Genomic DNA, 20972 nt, shown 5'->3' with positions numbered 1-20972 from the left:
TGGAGATTTGGGATCAAATGGGACTAAGGCGACGCATCCCCATGCGGTGACCGAACTTTGTGAGGACGGAAGTCGCCTATATGCGAACGCCCTGCGGACAGGTCGCATTCTGCGGGCGGATATTGAGTCTGCTCCCTGCCTGATGGAGTTTGCCCTACTTCATCCCGATCCCGACGATCCCTCCTGGCTGCGTCCCGTGCCCCCGGCGATCGCCCTGGCCCAGCGGCTCAACCCCATCGAACGCGAGATCACCCAGCAGCGACGGCAGTCGATCGTGCTGTCCGAACTCTTCGAGCCATTCATGGGCCTGGCCATCCAGGACACGGCCCCGGCCCACTCCATCTCCGTGCTGGAGGGTCTGGACCGCATCAATGCGGCTCTCGACCTCGCCACGGCCCAGTGCCAGACGGAGATGCTGACCGTCCAGCCGAGCGGCAGCGCCCGTAGCGCCGAGAACCGGCTCCTGGAGGCACTGGAACGCGACAAGCCACTGATCGAGCGCGGGGTGAAAATCCGCACCCTCTACCAGCACACGGCACGGTACAACCCCGAACGACTCGCCTACGTGGACCAGTTCGCCAACGGGAAGGTCGAGTACCGCACCATCGACGAACTCGTCGAGCGCCTCATCATCTGCGACGAGAGCGTGGCCTTCATCCCCATCCGCGAGGACCGGCAGGTCGCCCTGGAGCTGCGCCACCCCGGCCTGGTCCACTACCTCGTCAAGGTCTTCGAGTTCATGTGGAACCGCGCCGTCCCGCTGCGCGCCGGGACCCCCTACGAGACCGCCCCCGACGGCATCACCGACATCCAGCACTCCATCGCCAAACTCCTCATCGAGGGTCACGTCGACGAGGCGATCGCGCGCCGGCTCGGGATGAACGTACGCACCTGCCGTGCCCACATCGCGAAGCTGGCCACCGCCCTGGGCAGCGGCAGCCGCGCCCAGCTCGGTTACCTGATCGCCCAGTCCGGGCTTCTGGAGAAGGACCAGGACCGCTGAATGAACGTCCGGACCGACCAGGACCCGACCGCCGGCGGCGGCGAGGCACCGTGCGCCGCCGGCCTGTGCGAGGCCGGGGAGAAGTTGTACGAGCGGGCGCTGCGCGACGGAGGCCTGGCCGCGGAGGAGGCCGGGGACACCCCCTGCGTCGCCGCACACGGCCTGCTGCGGCCCGTTGAGGGCGACCCGGGCCGCCTGGCACCCGTGGCGCCCACCGTGGCTCTGCCGCGCCTGCTGCGGGCCTCGGCGGAGCGGACCGCCGCCGAGTTCGGGATGCAGGAGCGGCTCGCCGAGGCGTTCGAACCGCTCGTGGGGATCGACGGCGCCGGACGCGCGTACACGGAGCCGTCCGCGATCACCGTCCTGCGCGGCACCGAGCCGATCAACCGGGCCATCACCGACGTCATGTCGGACGCCCGCCGCGAAGTGCTCTGTGTGCAGCCCAACACCCACTACTCGGGCCCGCGCGGTGAGCGCGCCCAGGTCGTCGCGATGGAACGCGACCAGGCGCTGCTCGACCGCGGCGGCCGCATCCGCACGCTCTACCAGGCGACGATGCGGCAGATCCCGCTGATCCTCGCCCGCTACGACGAGCTGCGGGGCGACGCCGAGGCCCGCACCCTCGACGAACTGCCGGACCGGCTGATCGTCGTGGACCGCACCGTCGCGTTCGTGCCCGGCGGCGGCGAGGACGGCAGCGTCGCCATGGAGGTACGGGTGCCGGCCGTCGTGACCCATCTCGCGACGGCCTTCGACCGCCTGTGGCGCCTCGCCACCCCCATGCACCCCCGGGCCGTCCAGCAGCCCTCCCTGAACGGCGTCACGCCCCGCCAGCACGCCATCGCGGGCCTTCTCGTCGAGGGCCACACCGACGCCGTCATAGCCGACCGGCTCGGCATGAACATCCGTACCGCCCGCGTCCACATCGCCAAGCTCGCCGCCACCCTCGGCAGCGAGAGCCGCGCCCAACTCGGCTATCTCATCGCGCGATCGGGCGTCCTGGAGCGGGAGGGAGCGCATGAGTGACCCCGGCGAGCACCCCGAGCACCCCGAGCACGGCGTCGAGGACCTGTGCGCCGCCGGTACGGCGCTGTACCGCCGCGCACTGACCGAGGGCCACGTCTCCGTCACCGAGGCCGAGGCGGCAGCCGCCCCCTGTCTCGTCGACTTCGGCCTGCTGTACCCGGCCGTCGACGACCTGAGCCGCCTGGAGCCGGTGGCGCCGACGCTGGCCCTCCAGCAGCTGCTACGCGCGTCCGCCCAGCGGATCGCGGACGAACGGCGGCGCGAGGAGCGGCTGGCACGCGCCTTCGAACCGCTGCTGCGCGCCCGCGGCCCGTACACCGCGGCGCCGGACGACCCCTCGCTCAGGATCCTCAGCAGCATGCCGCGCATCAACGAGGTCCTCAACGAGGTGATGGCCGACGCCTCCCGCGAGCTGCTCTGCGTACAGCCGCACACCAGCTACATCGGCAAACCCGTCGAGCCGATACTGGAGGCGCTGGTCCGCGACCAGGCCCTGCTGGACCGCGGCGCCCGTATCCGCACGCTGTACCAGCACACCCTGCGGCACCACCCCGCGGTCGTCGCCCGCTACGAGCAGCTCGACGGCGACGTGGAGGCCCGCACCCTCGACGAGGTGACCGAGCGGCTCATCGTGATCGACCGCCGGGTCGCCTACGTGCCGGCCAACGAGGAGCGCACCCTCGCCCTCGAGATCCGGGTGCCCGCGATCGTCGAGTACTTCGCGACGGCCTTCGACCGCCTGTGGCGCCTCGCCACCCCCATGCACCCCCGGGCCGTCCAGCAGCCCTCCCTGAACGGCGTCACCGCCCGCCAGCACGCCATAGCCGCGCTGCTCGTCGAAGGCCACACCGACGCCGTCATAGCCGACCGGCTCGGCATGAACATCCGTACCGCCCGCGTCCACATCGCCAAGCTCGCCGCCACCCTCGGCAGCGAGAGCCGGGCGCAGCTCGGCTATCTCATCGGCCGGTCGGGGATTCTTGACCGGGAAGGGTGAGGGAGGCGGGGGCGGCGGTCGGGCCGTCCAGGCCCACCTGGGCTATGCGGACGCCCAGTTGGGTGCGGCTCGCGGCGCCCAGGGTCTCGGAGAGCCGGGCGATGTGGGCACGGCAGGTGCGCACGCTGATGCCGAGCCGTTCGGCGATGACCGCGTCCTGGTGGCCCTCCGCGAGCAGCGCGGCGATGGACTGCTCGCGGTGCGAGATGCCCTCGATGCCGGTGTCCGGGAGCGGCGCGGTGAGCGGGATCGCCAGGCGCCACAGGCGCTCGAAGACCGTGACGAGGTACTCGACCAGGCCGGGGTGGCGCAGTTCCAGGGCCACCGTGCGGTCGGCGTTCGCCGGGATGAACGCCACCGTGCGGTCGAAGAGGATCAGCCGGTCGATGACCTCGTCCAGCGTGCGCGCCTCGACGGCGTCGCCCATCAGCTCCAGGTAGTTCAGCAGGCCCTGGCCGTGCCGGGCCACGTGGTTGTACAGGTCCCGCATCCGCACCCCGCGCCCGCGCAGCGCCAGCGCCCGGTGCAGCCCCTCGGAGAGCTCGTGCTCGCGCCGGATGCCGCCCGGCTGGACCGTCAGCACCTCCGTGCGGCACGCCTCGGTCGCCTCGTCGAGGGCGGCCTGGATACGGGAGGGGCCGTCCAGGACCCGGATCGCGGTGCCCTCACCGGGCGGTGAGGCCGGCGCCGGACCGCCAAGCCCGGAGTACCACTCGACGGCCGCCACGGCCGCGCCCACCCGGCGCTGGCTGGTGCTGACCTCGTCGTAGACCCCGCGCAGCAGCCGGGTCATGACCTCCTGGGGTGCCGTGGGCACCAGCCAGTCCATGTCGTCCGGGTCGGGGTGGAGCAGGGCGAGTTCGAGCAGGCAGGGAACCGGCTCGGCGTCCTGACGCGGCACCCGGCCGCGCCGTACGGCCCGGGAGTACACCCGATCCCCGGCTTCGCACAGTCGGTCGGCACCGTGGGGATGCTCCCTTCCGTGCCCGGCCATGGCCCATTCCACCCCCGGTTCCAGCCTCTCCGTGTCCGTCGACGGGCCTCGGCCCGGTCCGCCGACGGGCCCCGGGCGGGCACGGGATGCCGGCACCGACGAGACCCCCCGGCTCCGCAACTATGCGCGGCCGGGACCTGCTCCGCAACACGGCTCCTCGGTGAAGGGCCGCTGGAATCCGCCGTTCTGCGGGGGTTTTTCCCCTCCTCCGTACGTTCCTGTGCAGCAGGATGACGGTGGTACGGGGCACGGAAGGAGTGCCGGGGCCGGCGCGCGCCGGCCCCACACGCAAGGACTACGGGGGCACGGCGGCGGCTAGTTGAGGCCCAGCGCCGCGCAGTCGTCCTTGTACTTGGCCGTGCAGATGTCCGACGCCTTGAAGATGTCGTCGGCGATCACGGTGTCCTCGATGTTCTCCTGCGTCAGCGCGATCACCGGGACGAGCTGGGACGGAATGTCCTTGGCCGTGGGGCTGTCGACCCGGTCGCGGGTCAGCGCGTCGAACTGGATGTCCCTGCCCTGGACGCGGGCCACCGCCATCTCGGCGGCCGCCTCGGCCTCCTGCGGGTAGGACTTGTACACGCTCATGTACTGCTCGCCGGAGATGATCCGCTGTACGGCGGGCAGTTCGGCGTCCTGGCCGGTGATCGGCGGCAGGTCGGTGACGCCCGCGTCCTCCAGGGCCTTGATGATGCCGCCGGCCATACCGTCGTTGGCGGAGTAGACGGCGGCGATGTTGTCCGCGCCGATCTCCTTGATCGCCTCGGCCATGTTGGCCTCGGCGTTCTCCGGCTTCCAGTCCTTGGTGTCGTAGGACCGGGCGACGGTGACCTGGCCCTCCAGCTCCTCCAGCGCGCCCTGCTTGAACTGCTTGGCGTTGGGGTCGGTCGGCGAGCCGTTCATCATGACGATCTTGTCGGAGCTGTCGGCGCCGCTGCCGATCGCCTCCAGCAGCGAACGGCCCTGGACCTCGCCGACGAGTTCGTTGTCGAAGGAGATGTACGCGTCGATCGGGCCCTCGGCGAGCCGGTCGTAGGCGATGACCGGGATTCCGGCGTCCTTGGCCTTCTGCACACCGCCCGCGATGGCGTGCGCGTCCACGGCGTCCAGCACGATGACGTCGACCTTGTCGTCGATCATCTGCTGGAGCTGGGTCTCCTGCGTCGGGGCGCTGGCGTCCGCGTTGGCGTACTGGACCGTGCCCTGGTTCCGGGTGAGCGCGGCCACCTTCTTCTCGAAGATGGGGTGGTCGAACTTGTCGTAGCGGGTGTTGGCCTTCTCCGGCAGGAGCAGCCCGACCGTGATGTCGTTCCCCTTCGTCGGGGTGGCGTCATCGCTGTCCCCGGTCGCCCCCAGGACGCCGCAGCCGGCGAGCGAGAGGATCAGCGAGGACGTGGCCACGGATATGGCGATACGACGCATTTCGGGGTCTCACTTCATTGCGGACGGGACGCGGGTGACACAACACAACCCAGGTGACTGAAAAGCCAACGCGGCGGGCGCGGTCGGCGTCAAGCGATACTACTTAACGAGAGTGCAACATCACGTTCCGTTTAGCTCGTGAAGACGCAGCGGAAGCCTATACGGACGGCCTTCATCGTCCCTCCACTCTCCGGGAGTTCATGGGGACCGGCGAGGCGCCGGGCGGCTCCGGTGACACGAGCAAGGGCCGGGGAGGACATCGCCTCCCCGGCCCTGCCGGTGTCGGTGCGCGAAGAACCGGTGTCGGTTCGCAAAGAAGTCGAACCGGGTTCAGTCCGACTGCGGCCGCTTCGGACGCCACACGACCAGCGCGCTGGTCTGCTGGACCTCCTGGTACGGCACGAGGTCCCGGCGGTACGACGCGTGCACCGCGGCCTCGCGCTGCCGCATCGTCGCCGCGGCCCCGTCGAGCGCGGCCTGCAACTCGGCGGCTCTCGCCTGCAACGCCGCGACCTGGTTCTCCAGCTCGATGATGCGCTTGATGCCGGCGAGGTTGATGCCCTCGTCCTGCGACAACTGCTGGACCTGGCGGAGCAGTTCGATGTCGCGGGCCGAGTAGCGGCGGCCCCGGCCGGCGGTGCGGTCCGGGGAGACCAGGCCCAGCCGGTCGTACTGGCGCAACGTCTGCGGGTGCAGGCCGGAGAGCTGGGCCGCCACCGAGATGACGTAGACCGGGGTCTCCTCGGTCAGTTCGTACGGGTTGCGTCGACGACCGTCCATTCCGATCAAGCTCCCTTCGCGGCCTGGAACAGCTCCGCCCGCGGATCCTCACCCGCGGAAGCCTCGCGATACGCCTCCAGCGCGTCACGAGCCTTCCCCGAAAGGTCCTTCGGGACACTCACTTCCACGGTGACCAGCAGATCGCCGCGGCTGCCGTCCTTGCGGACCGCGCCCTTGCCGCGCGCCCGCATGGTCCGGCCGTTGGGTGTGCCCGGCGGCAGTTTGAGGGTGACCGGCGGTCCGCCCAGGGTCGGGACCCTGACCTCGCCGCCGAGCGCCGCCTCCGTGAACGTCACGGGGACGGTCACCGTGAGGTTGTCGTCCCTGCGGCCGAACACGGGGTGCGTGTCGACGTGCACCACCACGTACAGATCGCCCGCCGGGCCGCCGCGCTCGCCGGGGGCGCCCTTGCCGCGCAGCCGGATCCGCTGCCCGTCGTTGACCCCCGCCGGGATGCGCACCTGCATCGTCCGCGAGGACTTGGCCCGTCCGCTGCCCTTGCAGACCTCGCACGGGTTCTCCGCGATCAGGCCGCGGCCCTTGCAGTCCGGGCACGGGTCGGTCAGCGAGAAACCGCCGCCCGAGCCGCGTGCCACCTGCCCGGTGCCCACGCACGTGGGGCACACGCGCGGTGTGCCGTTGGCGTCGCCGGTGCCCGAGCAGGCCTTGCAGGGCGACTGCGAGGACATCCGCAGCGGGACCGTCGCGCCCTCGATCGCCTCCGTGAAGCTGAGGGTGACCTCGGACTCGATGTCCTGGCCGCGCCGGGGCTGCGTACGCGTACCCGGTCCGGCGCCGCCGCGGTTGAACAGCCCGCCGAAGACGTCACCGAGGCCGCCGCCGAAGCCACCGGCCCCGCCGGCGGTACCCGCTCCGCCGCCGCCCTGGGCGCCGCCTCCGAAGAGGTCACCCAGGTCGAAGTTGAAGTTGCCGCCGCCGCCCGGCCCCGGGCGGAACCCGCCGTTGCCGAACAGCGCCCGCGCCTCGTCGTACTCCTTGCGCTTCTTGGGGTCGCCGAGGACGTCGTTCGCCTCGGAGATCTCCTTGAACCGCTCCTCCGCCTTGGCGTTGCCCTTGTTGGCGTCGGGGTGGAACTCGCGGGCGAGCTTGCGGTAGGCCTTCTTGATCTCGGCCTCGGTGGCGTCCTTGGGGACGCCGAGGACCTTGTAGTAGTCCTTCTCGATGAAGTCCTTGGTGCTCATCCCCGACGTCCCTCCTCTCTCGTCCGTGCAACGTCAGCCCTCGTCCGGGCCACCGCTCTCCTTGTTCTCTGCGGTCCCCGCGGGCCCGGCGGTCCCCGCGGACCCGGCCGCGTCGGCGTCGGCGGACTCGTCCGCCTTGGCCGGCTGCGCTCCCGGCTGCGGCTCGGCGACCGCCACCCGCGCGGGGCGGATGGTGCGTTCGCCGAAGCGATACCCCGGCTGGAGGATCGCGACGCAGGTCGTCTCGGTGACATCCGGCGCGTAGGAGTGCATCAGGGCCTCGTGGATCGTCGGGTCGAACGGCTCGCCGTCCTTGCCGAACTGCTGGAGGCCCATCTTGGCCGCCACGGTCTCCAGCGACTCGGCGACGGACTTGAAGCCGCCCACGAGTTCGCCGTGGTCCCGGGCCCGCCCGATGTCGTCGAGCACGGGCAGGAGCTCGGTCAGCAGATTCGCGATGGCGATCTCCTTGACCGTGATCCGGTCGCGCTCCACCCGGCGGCGGTAGTTCTGGTACTCGGCCTGGAGGCGCTGGAGGTCCGCCGTGCGCTCACCGAGCGCCGTACGCACCTGGTCCAGCTGGGCCACCAGACCCGCTGTCTCGTTCCCGTCCCCGGCCGGGGCCGCCCGCTCTTCGGGGGCGGCCTGGGGCTCGGCGTCGTCAGGGGTCGCGCCGGAGGGGACGTCGGGCTTCTCGTCGAAGCCCGGGGTCTCCTCGGTCACGCCGCACCGTCCTTGCGCTCGTCGTCCACGATCTCGGCGTCCACGACGTCGTCGTCCGCCTTGGCACCACCGGGCGCGGCGCTGTCCTCGGGACCGCCCGCGGCCTGGGTGGCCTGGGCGTCGGCGTACATGGCCTGGCCGAGCTTCTGCGAGACGGCGGCGACCTTCTCCGTCGCGGTGCGGATCGCGGCGCTGTCCTCGCCCTTGAGGGTCTCCTTGAGCTCGCCGACCGCGGCCTCGACCTCGGTCTTGATCTCGCCGGGGACCTTGTCCTCGTTGTCCTTGAGGAACTTCTCCGTCTGGTAGACGAGCTGCTCGCCCTGGTTGCGGGACTCGGCGGCCTCGCGGCGGGCGTGGTCCTCCTCCGCGTACTTCTCGGCCTCTTCGCGCATCCGGTTGACCTCGTCCTTCGGCAGCGAGGAGCCGCCGGTGACGGTCATCTTCTGCTCCTTGCCCGTGCCGAGGTCCTTCGCGGTCACGTGCATGATGCCGTTGGCGTCGATGTCGAAGGCGACCTCGATCTGCGGGACACCGCGCGGGGCGGGCGGCAGACCGGTCAGCTCGAACATCCCGAGCTTCTTGTTGTACGCGGCGATCTCACGCTCGCCCTGGTAGACCTGGATCTGCACCGACGGCTGGTTGTCCTCGGCCGTGGTGAAGATCTCGGAGCGCTTGGTCGGGATCGTGGTGTTGCGCTCGATCAGCTTGGTCATGATGCCGCCCTTGGTCTCGATACCGAGGGACAGCGGGGTGACGTCGAGCAGCAGGACGTCCTTGACCTCGCCCTTGAGGACACCGGCCTGGAGCGCGGCGCCGATGGCGACGACCTCGTCCGGGTTCACGCCCTTGTTGGCGTCCTTGCCGCCGGTCAGCTCGCGGACGAGCTCGGCGACGGCGGGCATCCGGGTGGAACCACCGACGAGAACGACGTGGTCGATCTCGGAGAGGTTGATGCCGGCGTCCTTGATGACGTTGTGGAACGGCGTCTTGCAGCGCTCCAGCAGGTCGGCCGTCAGCTGCTGGAACTGGGCCCGGGTGAGCTTCTCGTCCAGGTGCAGCGGGCCCTCGGCGGACGCCGTGATGTAGGGCAGGTTGATCGAGGTCTCGGTGGACGAGGACAGCTCGATCTTGGCCTTCTCGGCGGCCTCGCGCAGACGCTGGAGGGCCATCTTGTCCTTGCCGAGGTCCACACCGTGGCCCGCGGAGAACTGCTTCACCAGGTAGTCGACGACGCGCTGGTCCCAGTCGTCACCACCGAGGTGGTTGTCACCGTTGGTGGCCTTCACCTCGACGACGCCGTCGCCGATCTCCAGCAGCGAGACGTCGAAGGTGCCGCCACCGAGGTCGAAGACCAGGATGGTCTGGTCGTCCTTGTCGAGGCCGTACGCCAGGGCGGCGGCCGTCGGCTCGTTGACGATCCGCAGGACGTTCAGACCGGCGATCTCGCCGGCCTCCTTGGTGGCCTGACGCTCGGCGTCGTTGAAGTAGGCCGGGACGGTGATGACCGCGTCCGTGACCTTCTCGCCGAGGTAGGACTCCGCGTCGCGCTTCAGCTTCTGGAGCACGAAGGCGCTGATCTGCTGCGGGTTGAAGGGCTTCCCGTCGAGCTCGATCTTCCAGTCGGTGCCCATGTGACGCTTGACCGACCGGATGGTCCGGTCGACGTTCGTCACGGCCTGCCGCTTGGCCACCTCGCCGACGAGCACCTCGCCGTTCTTGGCGAAGGCGACGACGGACGGCGTGGTCCTGGCGCCCTCTGCGTTGGTGATGACGGTGGGCTCGCCGCCTTCAAGAACGCTGACGACGGAGTTAGTCGTGCCCAGGTCGATGCCGACCGCACGTGCCATGGTTGATTCCTCCAGCTGACTTGAGTGGAACGGACTCAAGTGTGCACGACGGCCCCGTCTGGGTCAACAGAGCTGAGTCAACCAGACTCAACTCTTATCCGTTCCTTACACGCAACCGCCCTGTGGCCTGGGAAGACGCGCCCCACGGCCCACTGGTTGCCTACGAGACGAACCCGGAGAACCCGCCGCCAGGAGCGCCCCTACGATCACCAGGGACCCGCCACCGACCCAGAGCGCGGCACCCGCCCCCGCCGCCCCGGTGTGCACCAGCACCCCGACGAGCACCGCGCCGAACGCGCACGCCCCCAGCACCACGGTCACCCCCTGCGGGGTGAGCCCGAACCGCCGCAGCCGGTGGGCGAGATGGTCCGGCCCGCCGGACAACAGGGCCCGCCCCGCGAGCCGGCGGACCAGCACCACGAGGACGACGTCCGTCACGGCCACGGCGGACAGCGCGAACAACACCGCCGCGGAGTCCGCCCATTCCTGCCCCGCGCGCGTGCGCAACGCGGCGCCCGCGAGCACGAACCCGACGAACAGCGACCCGGTCGCCCCGAGTCCGATCCGCGCGGGCGGCCAGTTGTGCATGAGGAACCCGGTCAGCGCCGCCGCCAGCACACTGAGCAGCACCGCGAGCCCGTCCATCACCTCGGCCGCGGCACAGATCCCGACCCCGAAGGCGGTCACCACACCGACCGTCCCGGCGAGCGCGTCGGCGTGGTCGAGCGAGCGGAACGCCAGCGTCACGGCGGTGATCCAGCCGGCGGCGAGGACCCCGCCGGCGACGCCCGTGCGGCACCGCACACAGTGCGGCGATCGCCGTGCCGCCCAGCAGGAAGCGGGTGGGCAGCCGGCGGACGTCCGCCACCAGGCCGAGTCCGGCGACCGCGAGGCCGGCCGCGAGCAGTACGGCGACACCGCCGAGCCGTACGAAGCCGGCCCACTGGCCCGCGCCGGCGACGACGGCGGTGGCCCCGACCACCGCCGCCCCGCCGAGCACCGGCACCGGCCGCGTCCGCCGGCGCCGGTCAAGGAGTCCGAACCGCAGCGCGAGGGCCCGGAGCAGCGCCGAGAACAGGGCGGCGAGGAAGAGTGCGGCGACGGCCGCGGCGATCCCGTAGAACACAGCCACCAAGCTAAACGGAATGTCACGATTTGTGATGAATGCCGTGACAGTCCCGGCGCGCCGCGCGCATCGTCGCCGACGGCACCTCGACGACACGGCCCAAGAGCCACGCGGCGACGCACGTCGGGCCCGCCCCGGCGACACAGGTCAGGCACGCCTCAGCGACACAGATCACCGAGGGGCTGGCTACAGTGCGGGGCAGGATGGGGGTAGTCTCAGACGGACCGCATAAGTTACCGCTTAGTAATGTAGGTCCCACCAGCCTTTCCGGTGGGTCCGCCTCCCCTCGCAGGCCCGAGGAGCCCCGAGATGCAACTCGCCGCGATCATCGTGTCGATGGTCCTCATCGTGGTCGGCGTCGCCCTGTTCGGCCGGGCCGTCCTGGAGATCTTCCGCTTCATGATGCTGGGCCAGCCCCTCCCGGCCGGAGCCCGCACCAACGACCCGGTCCTGCGCACGGTGACCCTGGCCAAGGAGTTCCTGGGCCACACCCGGATGAACCGCTGGGGCATCGTCGGCGTCGCCCACTGGTTCGTGGCGATCGGCTTCTACACACTGCTGCTGACCATCGTCAACGCCATCGGCCAGCTCTTCGTCGCCGACTGGGTGCTGCCGGTCATCGGCGACTGGGCGCCGTACAACGTCTTCGTCGAGTTCATCGGCACCACGACGGTCCTCGGCATCCTGACGCTGATCGCCATCCGCCAGCTGTCCCGGCCGGGCAAGGCGGGGCGCAAGTCACGGTTCGCGGGCTCCAACACCGGCCAGGCGTACTTCGTCGAGACGGTCATCCTCATCGTCGGCGTCTGCATCTTCACGCTGCACGCGCTGGAGGGCGCCCAGCACCACGTCGACGGCTACGAGGCCTCGTTCTTCATCTCGTACCCGGTGGTCTCGTGGTTCGAGGGCATGGACCTCTCCACCCTCCAGAACCTCACCTACTTCTTCGCCGGGCTGAAGATCGCCACGTCCTTCATCTGGATGATCACGGTCGCCCTGAAGACCGACATGGGTGTGGCCTGGCACCGCTTCCTCGGGTTCCCGAACATCTGGTTCAAGCGCAACGCCGACGGCGCCACCTCACTGGGCGCGCTGCTGCCGATGACCTCCGGCGGCAAGCCGATCGACTTCGAGGACCCGGGCGACGACGACGTGTTCGGCGTCAGCCAGGTCGAGCAGTTCTCCTGGAAGGGCCTGCTCGACTTCTCCACCTGCACCGAGTGCGGCCGCTGCCAGTCGCAGTGCCCCGCCTGGAACACCGGCAAGCCGCTCTCCCCCAAGCTCCTCATCATGTCCCTGCGCGACCACGCGCACGCCAAGGCGCCCTACCTGCTGGCCGGCGGCGGCAGGACCGCGGAGGGCGAGGAGAAGGCGTCGAAGGAGCAGCTCGCGGGCGTCCCCGCGGCGGCTCTCGCGGAGGCCGAGCGCCCCCTCATCGGCACGGTCGAGGAGAACGGCGTCATCGACCCGGACGTCCTGTGGTCCTGCACCACCTGCGGCGCCTGTGTCGAGCAGTGCCCGGTGGACATCGAGCACATCGACCACATCGTCGACATGCGCCGCTACCAGGTGATGATCGAGAGCGCCTTCCCGTCCGAGGCGGGCACGATGCTCAAGAACCTGGAGAAGAAGGGCAACCCCTGGGGCCTGGCCAAGAAGCAGCGCCTGGAGTGGCTCAAGGAGGTCGACTTCGAGGTCCCGGTCGTCGGCAAGGACATCGAGGACCTGTCCGAGGTCGAGTACCTGTACTGGGTCGGCTGCGCCGGCGCCCTGGAGGACCGCGCCAAGAAGACCACCAAGGCCTTCGCGGAGCTGCTGCACATCGCGGGCGTGAAGTTCGCCATCATGGGCGGCGACGAGAAGTGCACGGGTGACTCGGCACGCCGGCTCGGCAACGAGCCGCTGTTCCAGGAACTCGGCATGGAGAACGTCATGGCCCTCAACACGGCCTTCGGCGAGGAACTCGACGACGACGGCAAGGTCACCGACGAGTCCCGCAAGCCCAGGTCGGCCAAGAAGATCGTCGCCACCTGCCCGCACTGCCTCAACACCCTCGGCAACGAGTACCCGCAGCTCGGCGGCGACTACGAGGTCATCCACCACACCCAGCTGCTCCAGCACCTCGTCGACGAGGGCAAGCTGGTCCCGGTGACCCCGGTCGAGGGCATCATCACGTACCACGACCCCTGCTACCTGGGCCGGCACAACAAGATCTACACGCCGCCGCGCGAGATCATCGCCGCCGTCCCCGGCGTCCGCAACGAGGAGATGCACCGCCACAAGGAACGCGGCTTCTGCTGCGGCGCCGGTGGTGCGCGGATGTGGATGGAGGAGCGGATCGGCAAGCGCATCAACAACGAGCGCGTCGACGAGGCCCTCTCGGTCAACCCCGACATCGTCTCCACGGCCTGCCCGTTCTGCCTCGTCATGCTGACCGACTCGGTCAACGGCAAGAAGAACGAGGGCAAGGCGAAGGAGTCGATCACCGTCGTCGACGTGGCCCAGCTGCTCCTGGACTCCGTACGGACGCCGGTCGACCCGGCGGGCGAGACGGCGGAGGAGAACGCGCCGGAGCCGGAGCCGGTGAAGTAGCCGATTCCGCGTGAAGGTCGACGCCCCGCGCCGGTGTGCGCGGGGCGTTGGCGTGTCCGGGGGCGTCGGGGTGTCCGGGGGGTCGGCGTGTCCGGGGGCAGGCGTGTCCCGGGCGTCCGCGTGCTCGGGTGAGGCCCGCATGTCCGCTCTGGTTGTGGAGATGGCGGCGGCGCGACCGCGACCGGCCACATCCGACCGCCGGCCAACCCGGCACCCACCGGGGCAACCCGGGCGCCGTCTCCTGCCCGTCCGCGCCATGGCCGGACCCGGCCCTTCACGTCCGCCTCGAACGTGCGCATCATTACGGGGTCGTTGACGGTGTGGCCGGCGAGTCGCCGTGAGGTGAGGGGTGCGCGTGCGCAGAAGCGCGATCTGTGTGGTGGCGGCTCTCACCCTGCTGCCCCTCGCCGCCTGCGGCCCGTCCGCCGACCCCGCCCCGGCCGACCGCCCGCCCGTCAACCGGGCCGCCGACGCCGCGCCCGGTCTCCCCGTCCCGCGCGGCGACGGCAGCGACACCCCGGACGACTTCAACGGCGACGGCCGCCGGGACCTCGTACTCGACGACCTCGTCAAGGACCAGGAGCACGCGGACGACGCGGGCATCGGGATCGTCTACGGCGGCCCCGACGGACTCGCCCCGGGCGCACGGCAGTTGATCAGCCCCGGCCGCCAGGCGGCCCGCACCAAGGGCCAGGCACCGAACGCCTTCGACGCGGAGGCGAGCTGCGACCTCGACGGGGACGGCTTCACCGACCTCGTGGTCTCCACGGATCCGCCCTACGACGGTCAAGGGCAGCCGCCGGTGCCGTTGCAGATCCTCTTCGGCTCCTCCGGGGGCCTCACCGGCAAGGCGGTGAAGCTGGTGGTGCCGGCCGCCGCCCGCGCCGGCAAGGACTGGCCGGACCAACCGGTGTGCGGCGACTTCGACGGCGACGAGAAGCAGGACCTCGTCGTGCACGCCTCCGACGAGCAACTCAGCTATCTGCGGGGCCCGTTCAGCCGCAAGGGCGCCCCGCGCGCGGCCGGCGCCCCGATCCCGGCCCCCGGCAACGTCCCCTCGGGCCCCGCGGCCGACGTCGACCGCGACGGCAACGACGACCTGGTGATCCGTACCGCCGACGGCGAGGGCACGGCGTATCTCGTGCTCGGCGGAGCGGACGGACCCGACGGCACCGCGGTCGAACTGCCGCCCGGCAGCGACATCGCGCTCGCCCCCTTCGGCCAAGGCAAGCCCCTGGACGCGGCGATCGGCTCGGCGGACGGCATCGCCCTGCGCTACGACCTGCCCGACCCCACCCGCGCCACCCTCCCCGCCCCCGGCACCCTGCTGGACGCGGCCGACTTCGACGGGGACGGGCGGGCGGACCTGGTGGTCGGCGCCGGCGGCACGGGAGCCGGCGAGGAGACCGGCGACGGGGACGGTGCGGAGGCGGACGAGGCCGGTGGCGCGGAGAACAGCCGTGCGATACGGCTCTACCGTGGCCGTACCACCGGACTGGACCCGGAACCGGCCGCGACCGTCACCCCGGCCGCCCCCGGCACCACACGGGTGCTCGCCGTCGGCGACTTCGACGGCGACGGGCGCGCCGACCTGGTGGTGCGGACGTACCGCGGCGAGACACGGGACAGCGTGGCGGTGTACCCGGGGACGGCGGGGAAGCTGGTCGGGGCGGAGCCGGTGGTGACGTTCTCGACGGCGGAGTTCCTGGGCCTCGGCAACTCCGGGTGAGAGGCGGCAACCCCCTAGGGGACCAGGGGAAACACCCCCGTCGACGCCCTTAGGGGATGTCACAGCTCGGCAGCAAAGCGCCTCCCGGATGCCGCGGTCCGGCACGTCACTCATCGAGACCCGGTACGTTCGATTACGTGGCTGGATTCAGGATCGGACGCGGCGGCCGTGAGAACCGCGCCCCGCAAGCGCGACCGCAGACCCCTCCGTACGGGCAGCAGGCGCCCCAGGGACCGCCGTCATACGGCGCGCCCCAGGCGCCGCCGTCCTATGGCGCGCCCCAGGGACCGCCGTCGTACGGCTACCCCTCCGCGGCTCAGCCGCCGTACCCGCAGCGGCCCCAGCCGCAGGGCGGTTACGGCAGCTACGGCGGCGACCACGGGGAGCCCGAGTACTTCGGCGACGGCGGGCACCACCCGGCGGGCCCGGACCCGTACGCGGCCAACAACCCGGGCCACACCCAGGCGTTCTCGATCGACGAGGCCGGCGGCTACAACCAGGGCGAGACGTACCACGCCGGTTCCGCCGCGCCCGGCCCGGTGGGCCCGCGTCTGCACTGGAAGGACCTGCTGAAGGGCATCGTGCTGTCGCCCCGGCAGACCTTCCTCCAGATGCGCGACTACACGATGTGGGGCCCGGCCCTCGTCGTCACCTTCCTGTACGGCCTGCTCGCGGTCTTCGGCTTCGACGGCGCCCGCGAGGACGCGATCAACGCGACGCTGGAGAACGCCGTACCGATCGTCCTGACGACGGCCGTCGCGATGGTGCTCAGCTTCTTCATCCTGGGTGTGGTCACCCACACCCTGGCCCGTCAGCTGGGCGGCGACGGCGCCTGGCAGCCGACGGTCGGCCTGTCGATGCTGATCACGTCCATCACGGACGCCCCGCGTCTGGTCTTCGCCATGTTCGCGGGCGGCGACGCCACCTTCGTCCAGGGCCTCGGCTGGGCCACCTGGGTCGCGGCGGGCGCCCTGCTCACCCTGATGGTCAGCCGCTCCCACGACCTGCCGTGGCCGAAGGCGCTGGGCGCGTCGGCGATCCAGCTGATCGCGCTGTTGTCGATCGTGAAGCTGGGCACGCTGTAGCGAGTGCGGCTGCGGCTGCGGCTGCGGCTGCGTGAGCGGAGGGTCCCGGCGGGTACGCCGGGGCCCTTTTGCGCGCCTTGTCGTAGCGCGCCCGGGAACCTCTCAGTAACGCATCGGAGCGCGGACGTACCGTCTGATGACGAACCAGGCCACGACCCCGAGGACCGCGGCCAGGGATCCGAAGAAGATGAAGTACGGCGCCCGCGCCACCTCTTCGCGCCGCTCCTCGACCAGCCCCTCGTAGGTGCTGGGGGAATAGGGCCCGAGGCAGTGGTAGGTGTCGTCGTCGGGCATCACGTCGTCGCCGCACTTGATGGGCCGGTCCGCCGTGACCTTGTCGTAGACGCCCATGCCGGCGACGGTCAGTCCCATCGGGATTCCCGCGCCGACGAGCATCCAGCAGAGCGCCAGGCCGAGCGCGATCAGACACCCCTTACCGCGTATGGAACCGTTCGCCATCGTGATCACACTCCCCGTTGTCCAGGCGAATGATCGCGACACTAGCGGCGAGGTGTGACGCCCTGCCAGGACTTTGCCGTCAGGACTTTGCCGTCAGGACTTTGGTGCCAGGACTTTGCGCGTACCTCGGTCCGACCGGAGGGGTCAGATGGCTTCCCTGGAAGGCGTGACCGGCTCCCCCGACCTCCGCACGACGGGCAGCACGGACCAGGGGAAGTTGATCCAGTCGTCCGTGCGCTTCCACACGTACTCGCACTTCACGAGCGACTGCGACTTCTCGTAGACGACGGCGGACCGCACCTCGGCGACGGCGTCGAGACAGAAGTCGCGCACGAGCTTGAGCGTGCGGCCGGTGTCGGCGACGTCGTCGGCGATCAGCACCTTCTTGTCGGAGAAGTCGACGACGTTGGGGACGGGGGCGAGCATGACGGGCATCTCGAGGGTCGTCCCGACCCCGGTGTAGAACTCGACGTTCACGAGGTGGATGTTCTTGCAGTCGAGGGCGTAGGCGAGGCCGCCGGCAACGAAGACGCCGCCGCGGGCGATGGAGAGCACTATGTCGGGCTCGTACCCGTCGTCGACGATCTGCTGCGCCAGCTCACGGACGGCGTCGCCGAACCGCTCGTAGGTGAGGTTCTCCCGTGCGTCACTCATACCGCCGTCCCCCTCACACCTGCGTCCGATGGAAGTTGAGGAAGGACCGCGAGGCGGTGGGCCCGCGCTGCCCCTGGTAACGCGACCCGTACCGCTCACTGCCGTACGGGAACTCGGCCGGCGAGGACAGCCGGAACATACACAACTGCCCGATCTTCATACCGGGCCAGAGCTTGATGGGGAGGGTGGCGAGGTTGGACAGCTCAAGGGTGACGTGACCGCTGAACCCCGGGTCGATGAACCCGGCGGTGGAGTGGGTCACGAGCCCGAGCCGCCCAAGAGAACTCTTCCCTTCGAGCCGAGAGGCGAGATCGTCAGGGAGCGAAACAACCTCGTAGGTACTGGCGAGCACGAACTCCCCGGGATGCAGGATGAACGGCTCGTCCCCCTCGGGCTCGACGAGCCGCGTCAGATCCGCCTGCTCGACGGACGGATCGATATGGGGGTACCGGTGGTTCTCGAACACCCGGAAGTACCGATCAAGACGTACGTCGACGCTGGACGGCTGCACCATGGATTCGTCGTAGGGATCGATCCGTACCCGCCCGGCGTCGATCTCGGCCCGGAGGTCCTTGTCAGAGAGAAGCACGCCCCGAGGATACGCAAGACGCGCGGAGCCACCACAACCGGACGACTCCGCGCGCCACCTGCACTACCGCTTCTTCTCCAGCGTGACCGGCACGACGCTGCGCAGCCGCGCACACCGCGGACATCGCACAAGCCGCCCGGGACCGAGCCGCTCGGCCTGCTGCATCGGGAACGAAGCGGTGCTGAACACGTGCCCGTCGGCACAACGGACGAGAGTGCGCTCCATCAAGTCCAAGAGTCCCTTCCCCAGAGCCACGCCCGACTGCTGCTCGCCGGACGAAGAAGCCACACATTACGGGATGAATGGGACGCCACTCCAGGCGGCACTCCGACCCCGGAAGCCCCTCCCCAAGACCTCCACGGTACGCCCCAACTCACGCCGTTCGCAGCCGCGTCAGCGGCGAGGGGCCGCGCCCCGAGACCCCCTCAAGCAAACCCGGAGCACACTCCCGGGAGACGGAACGGATCCCACGACTCGGGCCCCGGAGACACCGCCCAGCGTCGGACCCGAACCCACCCCACACTCCGACGAACCCACCCGGGACAACCTGCCCCAAGCGCATGCACGCAGGCCCCCGGCTTGGGCACCGGGGGCCTGGCATGAGGTAGAGTGAGCGAGCGTTCGGACCCGACGCCGGTCGGTGTCTCGCGCGGGTGTAGTTTAGTGGTAGAACATCAGCTTCCCAAGCTGAGAGTGCGAGTTCGATTCTCGTCACCCGCTCCATGTGAAACCCCCTGGTCGATGACCCGGGGGTTCTTTGTTGTCCAGGTCGGGCCGGTGTGTTGAGGAGCGAGCGGCACAGCCGATCAGACCTTCACGTGGCCGGGAGCTGGTACGACAGGACGTAGGCATCCGCCGCCATGACCGTGTCGCAGACCTCCACGGCCCGCCCTTCGCTGTCGTACGCGGTACGGATGAGGTGGATAACGGGCACGCCGGACGCGAGTCGGAGCGTCTTCACCTCGGTCGGCGTGGGCATCCGGGCGCGGATCTCTTCCTCGAAGTGGTCGAGGTGGTGGCCGAGTTCTTCGAGTCGGGCGTAGACGCCGCCGGGGCCGGGGTTGGGTTCGGCGATCTGCGTGCCACGGGCGATGTCGAGCGGGAGGAAGGAAGTGGCGAACTCCACCGGCCGCCCATCGAGCAGGTACCGGCGCCGGCGGGCGAGCACGCGCCGTACGGAGCCGAGCCGGGTGGAGATGTCCTGGCTGGCCTTCTCCTCCTTGACTTCCAGGCTGTCGACCTGCGGGTGACTGCCGGCGGCGTCGGCCTCGACGATGAACGCGGACTTCCCCTGCTCGCGATGGCGTCGGGCGAACCGGTCCGACGCGAGCCGCCGGACAGGTGGTCGTGGCCGTACGAAGACACCCTTGCCGTGCTCGGCGGCGACCAGGCCCTCGCCCTGGAGGACGGAGAAGGAGTTGCGGACCGTCATCCGGGAAACCCCGTAGTGCTCGACGAGTTCCGCTTCCGAGGGCAGCTTCTCGCCCTCCTTGAATCGCCCACGGTCGATGGCCTCGCGCAGCTGGTCGGCGATCTGCCGGAAGACCGCACGATCACTCATGGGGTCGAGATCGCCAAGGAGGCCGGAACGGAGAGTGCTCACGTCGAGTACTCCTTTAGATATCTAGACGAGTGGGTGAGTGTCGTTGCTACGGTGGAGAGCCTAGCCATCCGAGAGGGCCGAGGAACGTGAGCATGGACCGTCCGCACTCCGTGAGCGTCGCCGGAGTCATCGTCGACGACCACGGCCGCGCCCTCCTGATCAGGCGCCGCGACAACGGCAAGTGGGAACCCCCGGGTGGCGTGGTCGAGCGGGAGGAAACCCTCCCCGAGGCCCTCCAGCGCGAAGTCCTCGAAGAGACCGGCATCAAGATCGCACTTCCCGCGACCCTCACCGGCGTCTACAAGAACATGACGGGCCTGATCGTCTCCCTGGTCTTCCGCTGCGAAGCGGCCGACGGCGCACCGACCACCGGGGACGAGACCCGCGCTCTGCGCTGGGCCACCCGCGAAGAAGTCTCCGAACTCGCCGACGAGGCGTACGCGATCCGCGTCCTGGACGCGTTGAACGCGGCCTTTCCGCCGGCCATCCGCGCCCATGACGGCGTGAAACTCGTCTAGCCCGAACCCGCTGCACATGGCGGCCTACCAGCACAAAGGAACTTGTATGCACGAGTATATGAGTACTGCTCGGGTCTGGGGCCTCACTTGCCCAGGTTTTCCGGAAGAGGTCAGCCGGGCCCGCCGCTGGACGCGGGAAATCCTGCACGGATCCCCGATGGCCGAAGACGCCGAACTGATCGTGAGCGAGTTGAGTGCGAACGCGATCCTCCACACGGCCAGCGGCCTCACGCCGGGCAGCTTCCACTTGGCGCTCGCCGTCTCCCCGCAGGTCATCGCACTGTCGGTCACGGACGACGGCGGAACGGGCACCGCCCCGAAGGTCGAGCACCGGGACCAGGAGGCGGAACACGGACGCGGATTGGGCATGGTCAGTGCGATCGCGCACCGGGTCGTGGTCCACGACAGCGACACCGGCCACACCGTCACGGCGGAGCTCTACAGGGACGTCCGCCCAGGAGGCCACCCGTGCTGACGCCGTCGCCCGTGCCCCACTTAGCCGCCGCAGCTCAAAGCGGCGCCTACCTCTGCTCGGGAGCTGCCTACCTCTTGGACCAGACGAGCACCTATTCGCTGGGGTCCCACAGCGCGGCCAGCCCACGTCTCGCCCTGCGCTGGCTACG

The 20972-nt window shown here is 70.1% G+C and carries 20 protein-coding genes and 1 tRNA gene; 9 read left to right on the top strand and 12 right to left on the bottom strand.

Features of this window, described 5'->3' with window-relative positions:
• Window positions 1-142 precede the first annotated feature (142 nt).
• Genes ACIQAC_RS10420 through ACIQAC_RS10410 form a run of 3 tightly spaced genes read left to right on the top strand, consistent with a single transcriptional unit; the run spans window position 143 to window position 3026 of the window.
• Window positions 143-1003, top strand: coding sequence for a helix-turn-helix transcriptional regulator (locus ACIQAC_RS10420; RefSeq protein WP_402188909.1), 861 nt, complete (start codon window positions 143-145; stop codon window positions 1001-1003).
• On the top strand, window positions 1004-2029 hold the full coding sequence (locus ACIQAC_RS10415; RefSeq protein ID WP_402188908.1) for a helix-turn-helix transcriptional regulator: 1026 nt from the start codon (window positions 1004-1006) through the stop codon (window positions 2027-2029).
• Window positions 2022-3026 (top strand): helix-turn-helix transcriptional regulator, encoded by a 1005-nt coding sequence (locus ACIQAC_RS10410; protein WP_402188906.1) that lies wholly within the window; start codon window positions 2022-2024, stop codon window positions 3024-3026. Before ACIQAC_RS10415 ends, ACIQAC_RS10410 begins: the two co-directional genes overlap by 8 nt.
• Here ACIQAC_RS10410 and ACIQAC_RS10405 read toward each other — a convergent pair.
• The 7 genes from ACIQAC_RS10405 to ACIQAC_RS10375 all read right to left on the bottom strand — a co-directional run bounded on the left by ACIQAC_RS10405 (window position 2989) and on the right by ACIQAC_RS10375 (window position 10798).
• Window positions 2989-4020 carry a LuxR C-terminal-related transcriptional regulator gene (locus ACIQAC_RS10405; RefSeq protein WP_402188904.1) on the bottom strand — a complete coding sequence of 344 codons (1032 nt, stop codon included), beginning with the start codon at window positions 4018-4020 and terminating at the stop codon, window positions 2989-2991. The two genes, ACIQAC_RS10410 and ACIQAC_RS10405, sit on opposite strands and share 38 nt — an antisense overlap.
• A 315-nt stretch (window positions 4021-4335) precedes the next feature.
• Window positions 4336-5442, bottom strand: coding sequence for a substrate-binding domain-containing protein (locus tag ACIQAC_RS10400; RefSeq protein WP_402188903.1), 1107 nt, complete (start codon window positions 5440-5442; stop codon window positions 4336-4338).
• A gap of 330 nt (window positions 5443-5772) precedes the next feature.
• Window positions 5773-6222, bottom strand: coding sequence for a heat shock protein transcriptional repressor HspR (locus tag ACIQAC_RS10395; RefSeq protein ID WP_402188901.1), 450 nt, complete (start codon window positions 6220-6222; stop codon window positions 5773-5775).
• Between the two features lie 5 nt (window positions 6223-6227).
• A complete protein-coding gene (gene dnaJ / locus ACIQAC_RS10390; protein WP_402188899.1) occupies window positions 6228-7424 on the bottom strand; it encodes a molecular chaperone DnaJ in 1197 nt (398 codons plus the stop codon).
• 33 nt (window positions 7425-7457) lie between these two features.
• On the bottom strand, window positions 7458-8147 hold the full coding sequence (gene grpE / locus ACIQAC_RS10385) for a nucleotide exchange factor GrpE (protein WP_402188897.1): 690 nt from the start codon (window positions 8145-8147) through the stop codon (window positions 7458-7460).
• Window positions 8144-9994, bottom strand: a complete 1851-nt coding sequence (gene dnaK / locus ACIQAC_RS10380; RefSeq protein ID WP_402188896.1) for a molecular chaperone DnaK — start codon at window positions 9992-9994, stop codon at window positions 8144-8146. The genes grpE and dnaK overlap by 4 nt, the downstream gene beginning before the upstream one ends.
• A 105-nt stretch (window positions 9995-10099) precedes the next feature.
• Entirely contained in the window at window positions 10100-10798 is a 699-nt protein-coding gene (locus ACIQAC_RS10375) for a hypothetical protein (RefSeq protein ID WP_402188894.1), read from the bottom strand.
• 631 nt (window positions 10799-11429) lie between these two features.
• Between ACIQAC_RS10375 and ACIQAC_RS10370 the strand changes: the two genes are divergently transcribed.
• From ACIQAC_RS10370 to ACIQAC_RS10360, 3 genes are all read left to right on the top strand, one after another.
• Window positions 11430-13712 (top strand): (Fe-S)-binding protein, encoded by a 2283-nt coding sequence (locus tag ACIQAC_RS10370; protein WP_402188892.1) that lies wholly within the window; start codon window positions 11430-11432, stop codon window positions 13710-13712.
• 349 nt (window positions 13713-14061) lie between these two features.
• Window positions 14062-15441 carry an FG-GAP repeat domain-containing protein gene (locus tag ACIQAC_RS10365; RefSeq protein WP_402188890.1) on the top strand — a complete coding sequence of 460 codons (1380 nt, stop codon included), beginning with the start codon at window positions 14062-14064 and terminating at the stop codon, window positions 15439-15441.
• Between the two features lie 56 nt (window positions 15442-15497).
• Window positions 15498-16526, top strand: coding sequence for a YIP1 family protein (locus ACIQAC_RS10360; RefSeq protein WP_402188888.1), 1029 nt, complete (start codon window positions 15498-15500; stop codon window positions 16524-16526).
• Window positions 16527-16628: 102 nt separating this feature from the next.
• Here ACIQAC_RS10360 and ACIQAC_RS10355 read toward each other — a convergent pair whose 3' ends face one another.
• The 4 genes from ACIQAC_RS10355 to ACIQAC_RS10340 all read right to left on the bottom strand — a co-directional run bounded on the left by ACIQAC_RS10355 (window position 16629) and on the right by ACIQAC_RS10340 (window position 18453).
• Window positions 16629-16985 carry a hypothetical protein gene (locus tag ACIQAC_RS10355; protein WP_402188887.1) on the bottom strand — a complete coding sequence of 119 codons (357 nt, stop codon included), beginning with the start codon at window positions 16983-16985 and terminating at the stop codon, window positions 16629-16631.
• Between the two features lie 144 nt (window positions 16986-17129).
• Window positions 17130-17639 (bottom strand): phosphoribosyltransferase, encoded by a 510-nt coding sequence (locus tag ACIQAC_RS10350; RefSeq protein WP_402188885.1) that lies wholly within the window; start codon window positions 17637-17639, stop codon window positions 17130-17132.
• Between the two features lie 13 nt (window positions 17640-17652).
• Window positions 17653-18228: a dCTP deaminase gene (dcd, locus tag ACIQAC_RS10345; RefSeq protein WP_402188883.1), complete on the bottom strand. Its 576-nt coding sequence runs from the start codon at window positions 18226-18228 to the stop codon at window positions 17653-17655.
• 63 nt (window positions 18229-18291) lie between these two features.
• Window positions 18292-18453: a hypothetical protein gene (locus tag ACIQAC_RS10340; protein ID WP_402188881.1), complete on the bottom strand. Its 162-nt coding sequence runs from the start codon at window positions 18451-18453 to the stop codon at window positions 18292-18294.
• 424 nt (window positions 18454-18877) lie between these two features.
• On the opposite strand from ACIQAC_RS10340, the gene ACIQAC_RS10335 reads away from it, so the two are divergent.
• A tRNA-Gly gene (locus ACIQAC_RS10335) sits at window positions 18878-18951 on the top strand.
• Window positions 18952-19042: 91 nt separating this feature from the next.
• On the opposite strand, the gene ACIQAC_RS10330 is transcribed toward ACIQAC_RS10335, so the two are convergent.
• Window positions 19043-19831, bottom strand: a complete 789-nt coding sequence (locus ACIQAC_RS10330; protein WP_402188879.1) for a GntR family transcriptional regulator — start codon at window positions 19829-19831, stop codon at window positions 19043-19045.
• A 110-nt stretch (window positions 19832-19941) separates the two neighbouring features.
• Here ACIQAC_RS10330 and ACIQAC_RS10325 point away from each other — a divergent pair, with 110 nt between their 5' ends.
• Together ACIQAC_RS10325 and ACIQAC_RS10320 are read left to right on the top strand one after the other, a co-directional pair.
• Complete coding sequence (locus ACIQAC_RS10325; RefSeq protein WP_402189304.1) at window positions 19942-20349, top strand: NUDIX hydrolase; 408 nt, start codon at window positions 19942-19944, stop codon at window positions 20347-20349.
• Between the two features lie 46 nt (window positions 20350-20395).
• Window positions 20396-20824: an ATP-binding protein gene (locus tag ACIQAC_RS10320; protein ID WP_402188878.1), complete on the top strand. Its 429-nt coding sequence runs from the start codon at window positions 20396-20398 to the stop codon at window positions 20822-20824.
• The last annotated feature ends 148 nt before the right edge of the window (window positions 20825-20972 follow it).

The sequence above is a fragment of the Streptomyces sp. NPDC088387 genome (genome assembly GCF_044753385.1).
GTDB lineage: Bacteria > Actinomycetota > Actinomycetes > Streptomycetales > Streptomycetaceae > Streptomyces.
This window is presented reverse-complemented; position numbering and strand designations above follow the sequence as displayed.

Coding starts and splice junctions, on each gene's coding strand:
- ACIQAC_RS10420 (WP_402188909.1), top strand. CDS start 143: ATGGAGTTTGCCCTACTTCATCCCGATCCCGACGATCCCTCCTGGCTG.
- ACIQAC_RS10415 (WP_402188908.1), top strand. CDS start 1,004: ATGAACGTCCGGACCGACCAGGACCCGACCGCCGGCGGCGGCGAGGCA.
- ACIQAC_RS10410 (WP_402188906.1), top strand. CDS start 2,022: ATGAGTGACCCCGGCGAGCACCCCGAGCACCCCGAGCACGGCGTCGAG.
- ACIQAC_RS10405 (WP_402188904.1), bottom strand. CDS start 4,020: ATGGCCGGGCACGGAAGGGAGCATCCCCACGGTGCCGACCGACTGTGC.
- ACIQAC_RS10400 (WP_402188903.1), bottom strand. CDS start 5,442: ATGCGTCGTATCGCCATATCCGTGGCCACGTCCTCGCTGATCCTCTCG.
- ACIQAC_RS10395 (WP_402188901.1), bottom strand. CDS start 6,222: ATGGACGGTCGTCGACGCAACCCGTACGAACTGACCGAGGAGACCCCG.
- dnaJ (WP_402188899.1), bottom strand. CDS start 7,424: ATGAGCACCAAGGACTTCATCGAGAAGGACTACTACAAGGTCCTCGGC.
- dnaK (WP_402188896.1), bottom strand. CDS start 9,994: ATGGCACGTGCGGTCGGCATCGACCTGGGCACGACTAACTCCGTCGTC.
- ACIQAC_RS10370 (WP_402188892.1), top strand. CDS start 11,430: ATGCAACTCGCCGCGATCATCGTGTCGATGGTCCTCATCGTGGTCGGC.
- ACIQAC_RS10360 (WP_402188888.1), top strand. CDS start 15,498: ATGTCACAGCTCGGCAGCAAAGCGCCTCCCGGATGCCGCGGTCCGGCA.
- ACIQAC_RS10355 (WP_402188887.1), bottom strand. CDS start 16,985: ATGGCGAACGGTTCCATACGCGGTAAGGGGTGTCTGATCGCGCTCGGC.
- ACIQAC_RS10350 (WP_402188885.1), bottom strand. CDS start 17,639: ATGAGTGACGCACGGGAGAACCTCACCTACGAGCGGTTCGGCGACGCC.
- ACIQAC_RS10340 (WP_402188881.1), bottom strand. CDS start 18,453: ATGGAGCGCACTCTCGTCCGTTGTGCCGACGGGCACGTGTTCAGCACC.
- ACIQAC_RS10320 (WP_402188878.1), top strand. CDS start 20,396: ATGCACGAGTATATGAGTACTGCTCGGGTCTGGGGCCTCACTTGCCCA.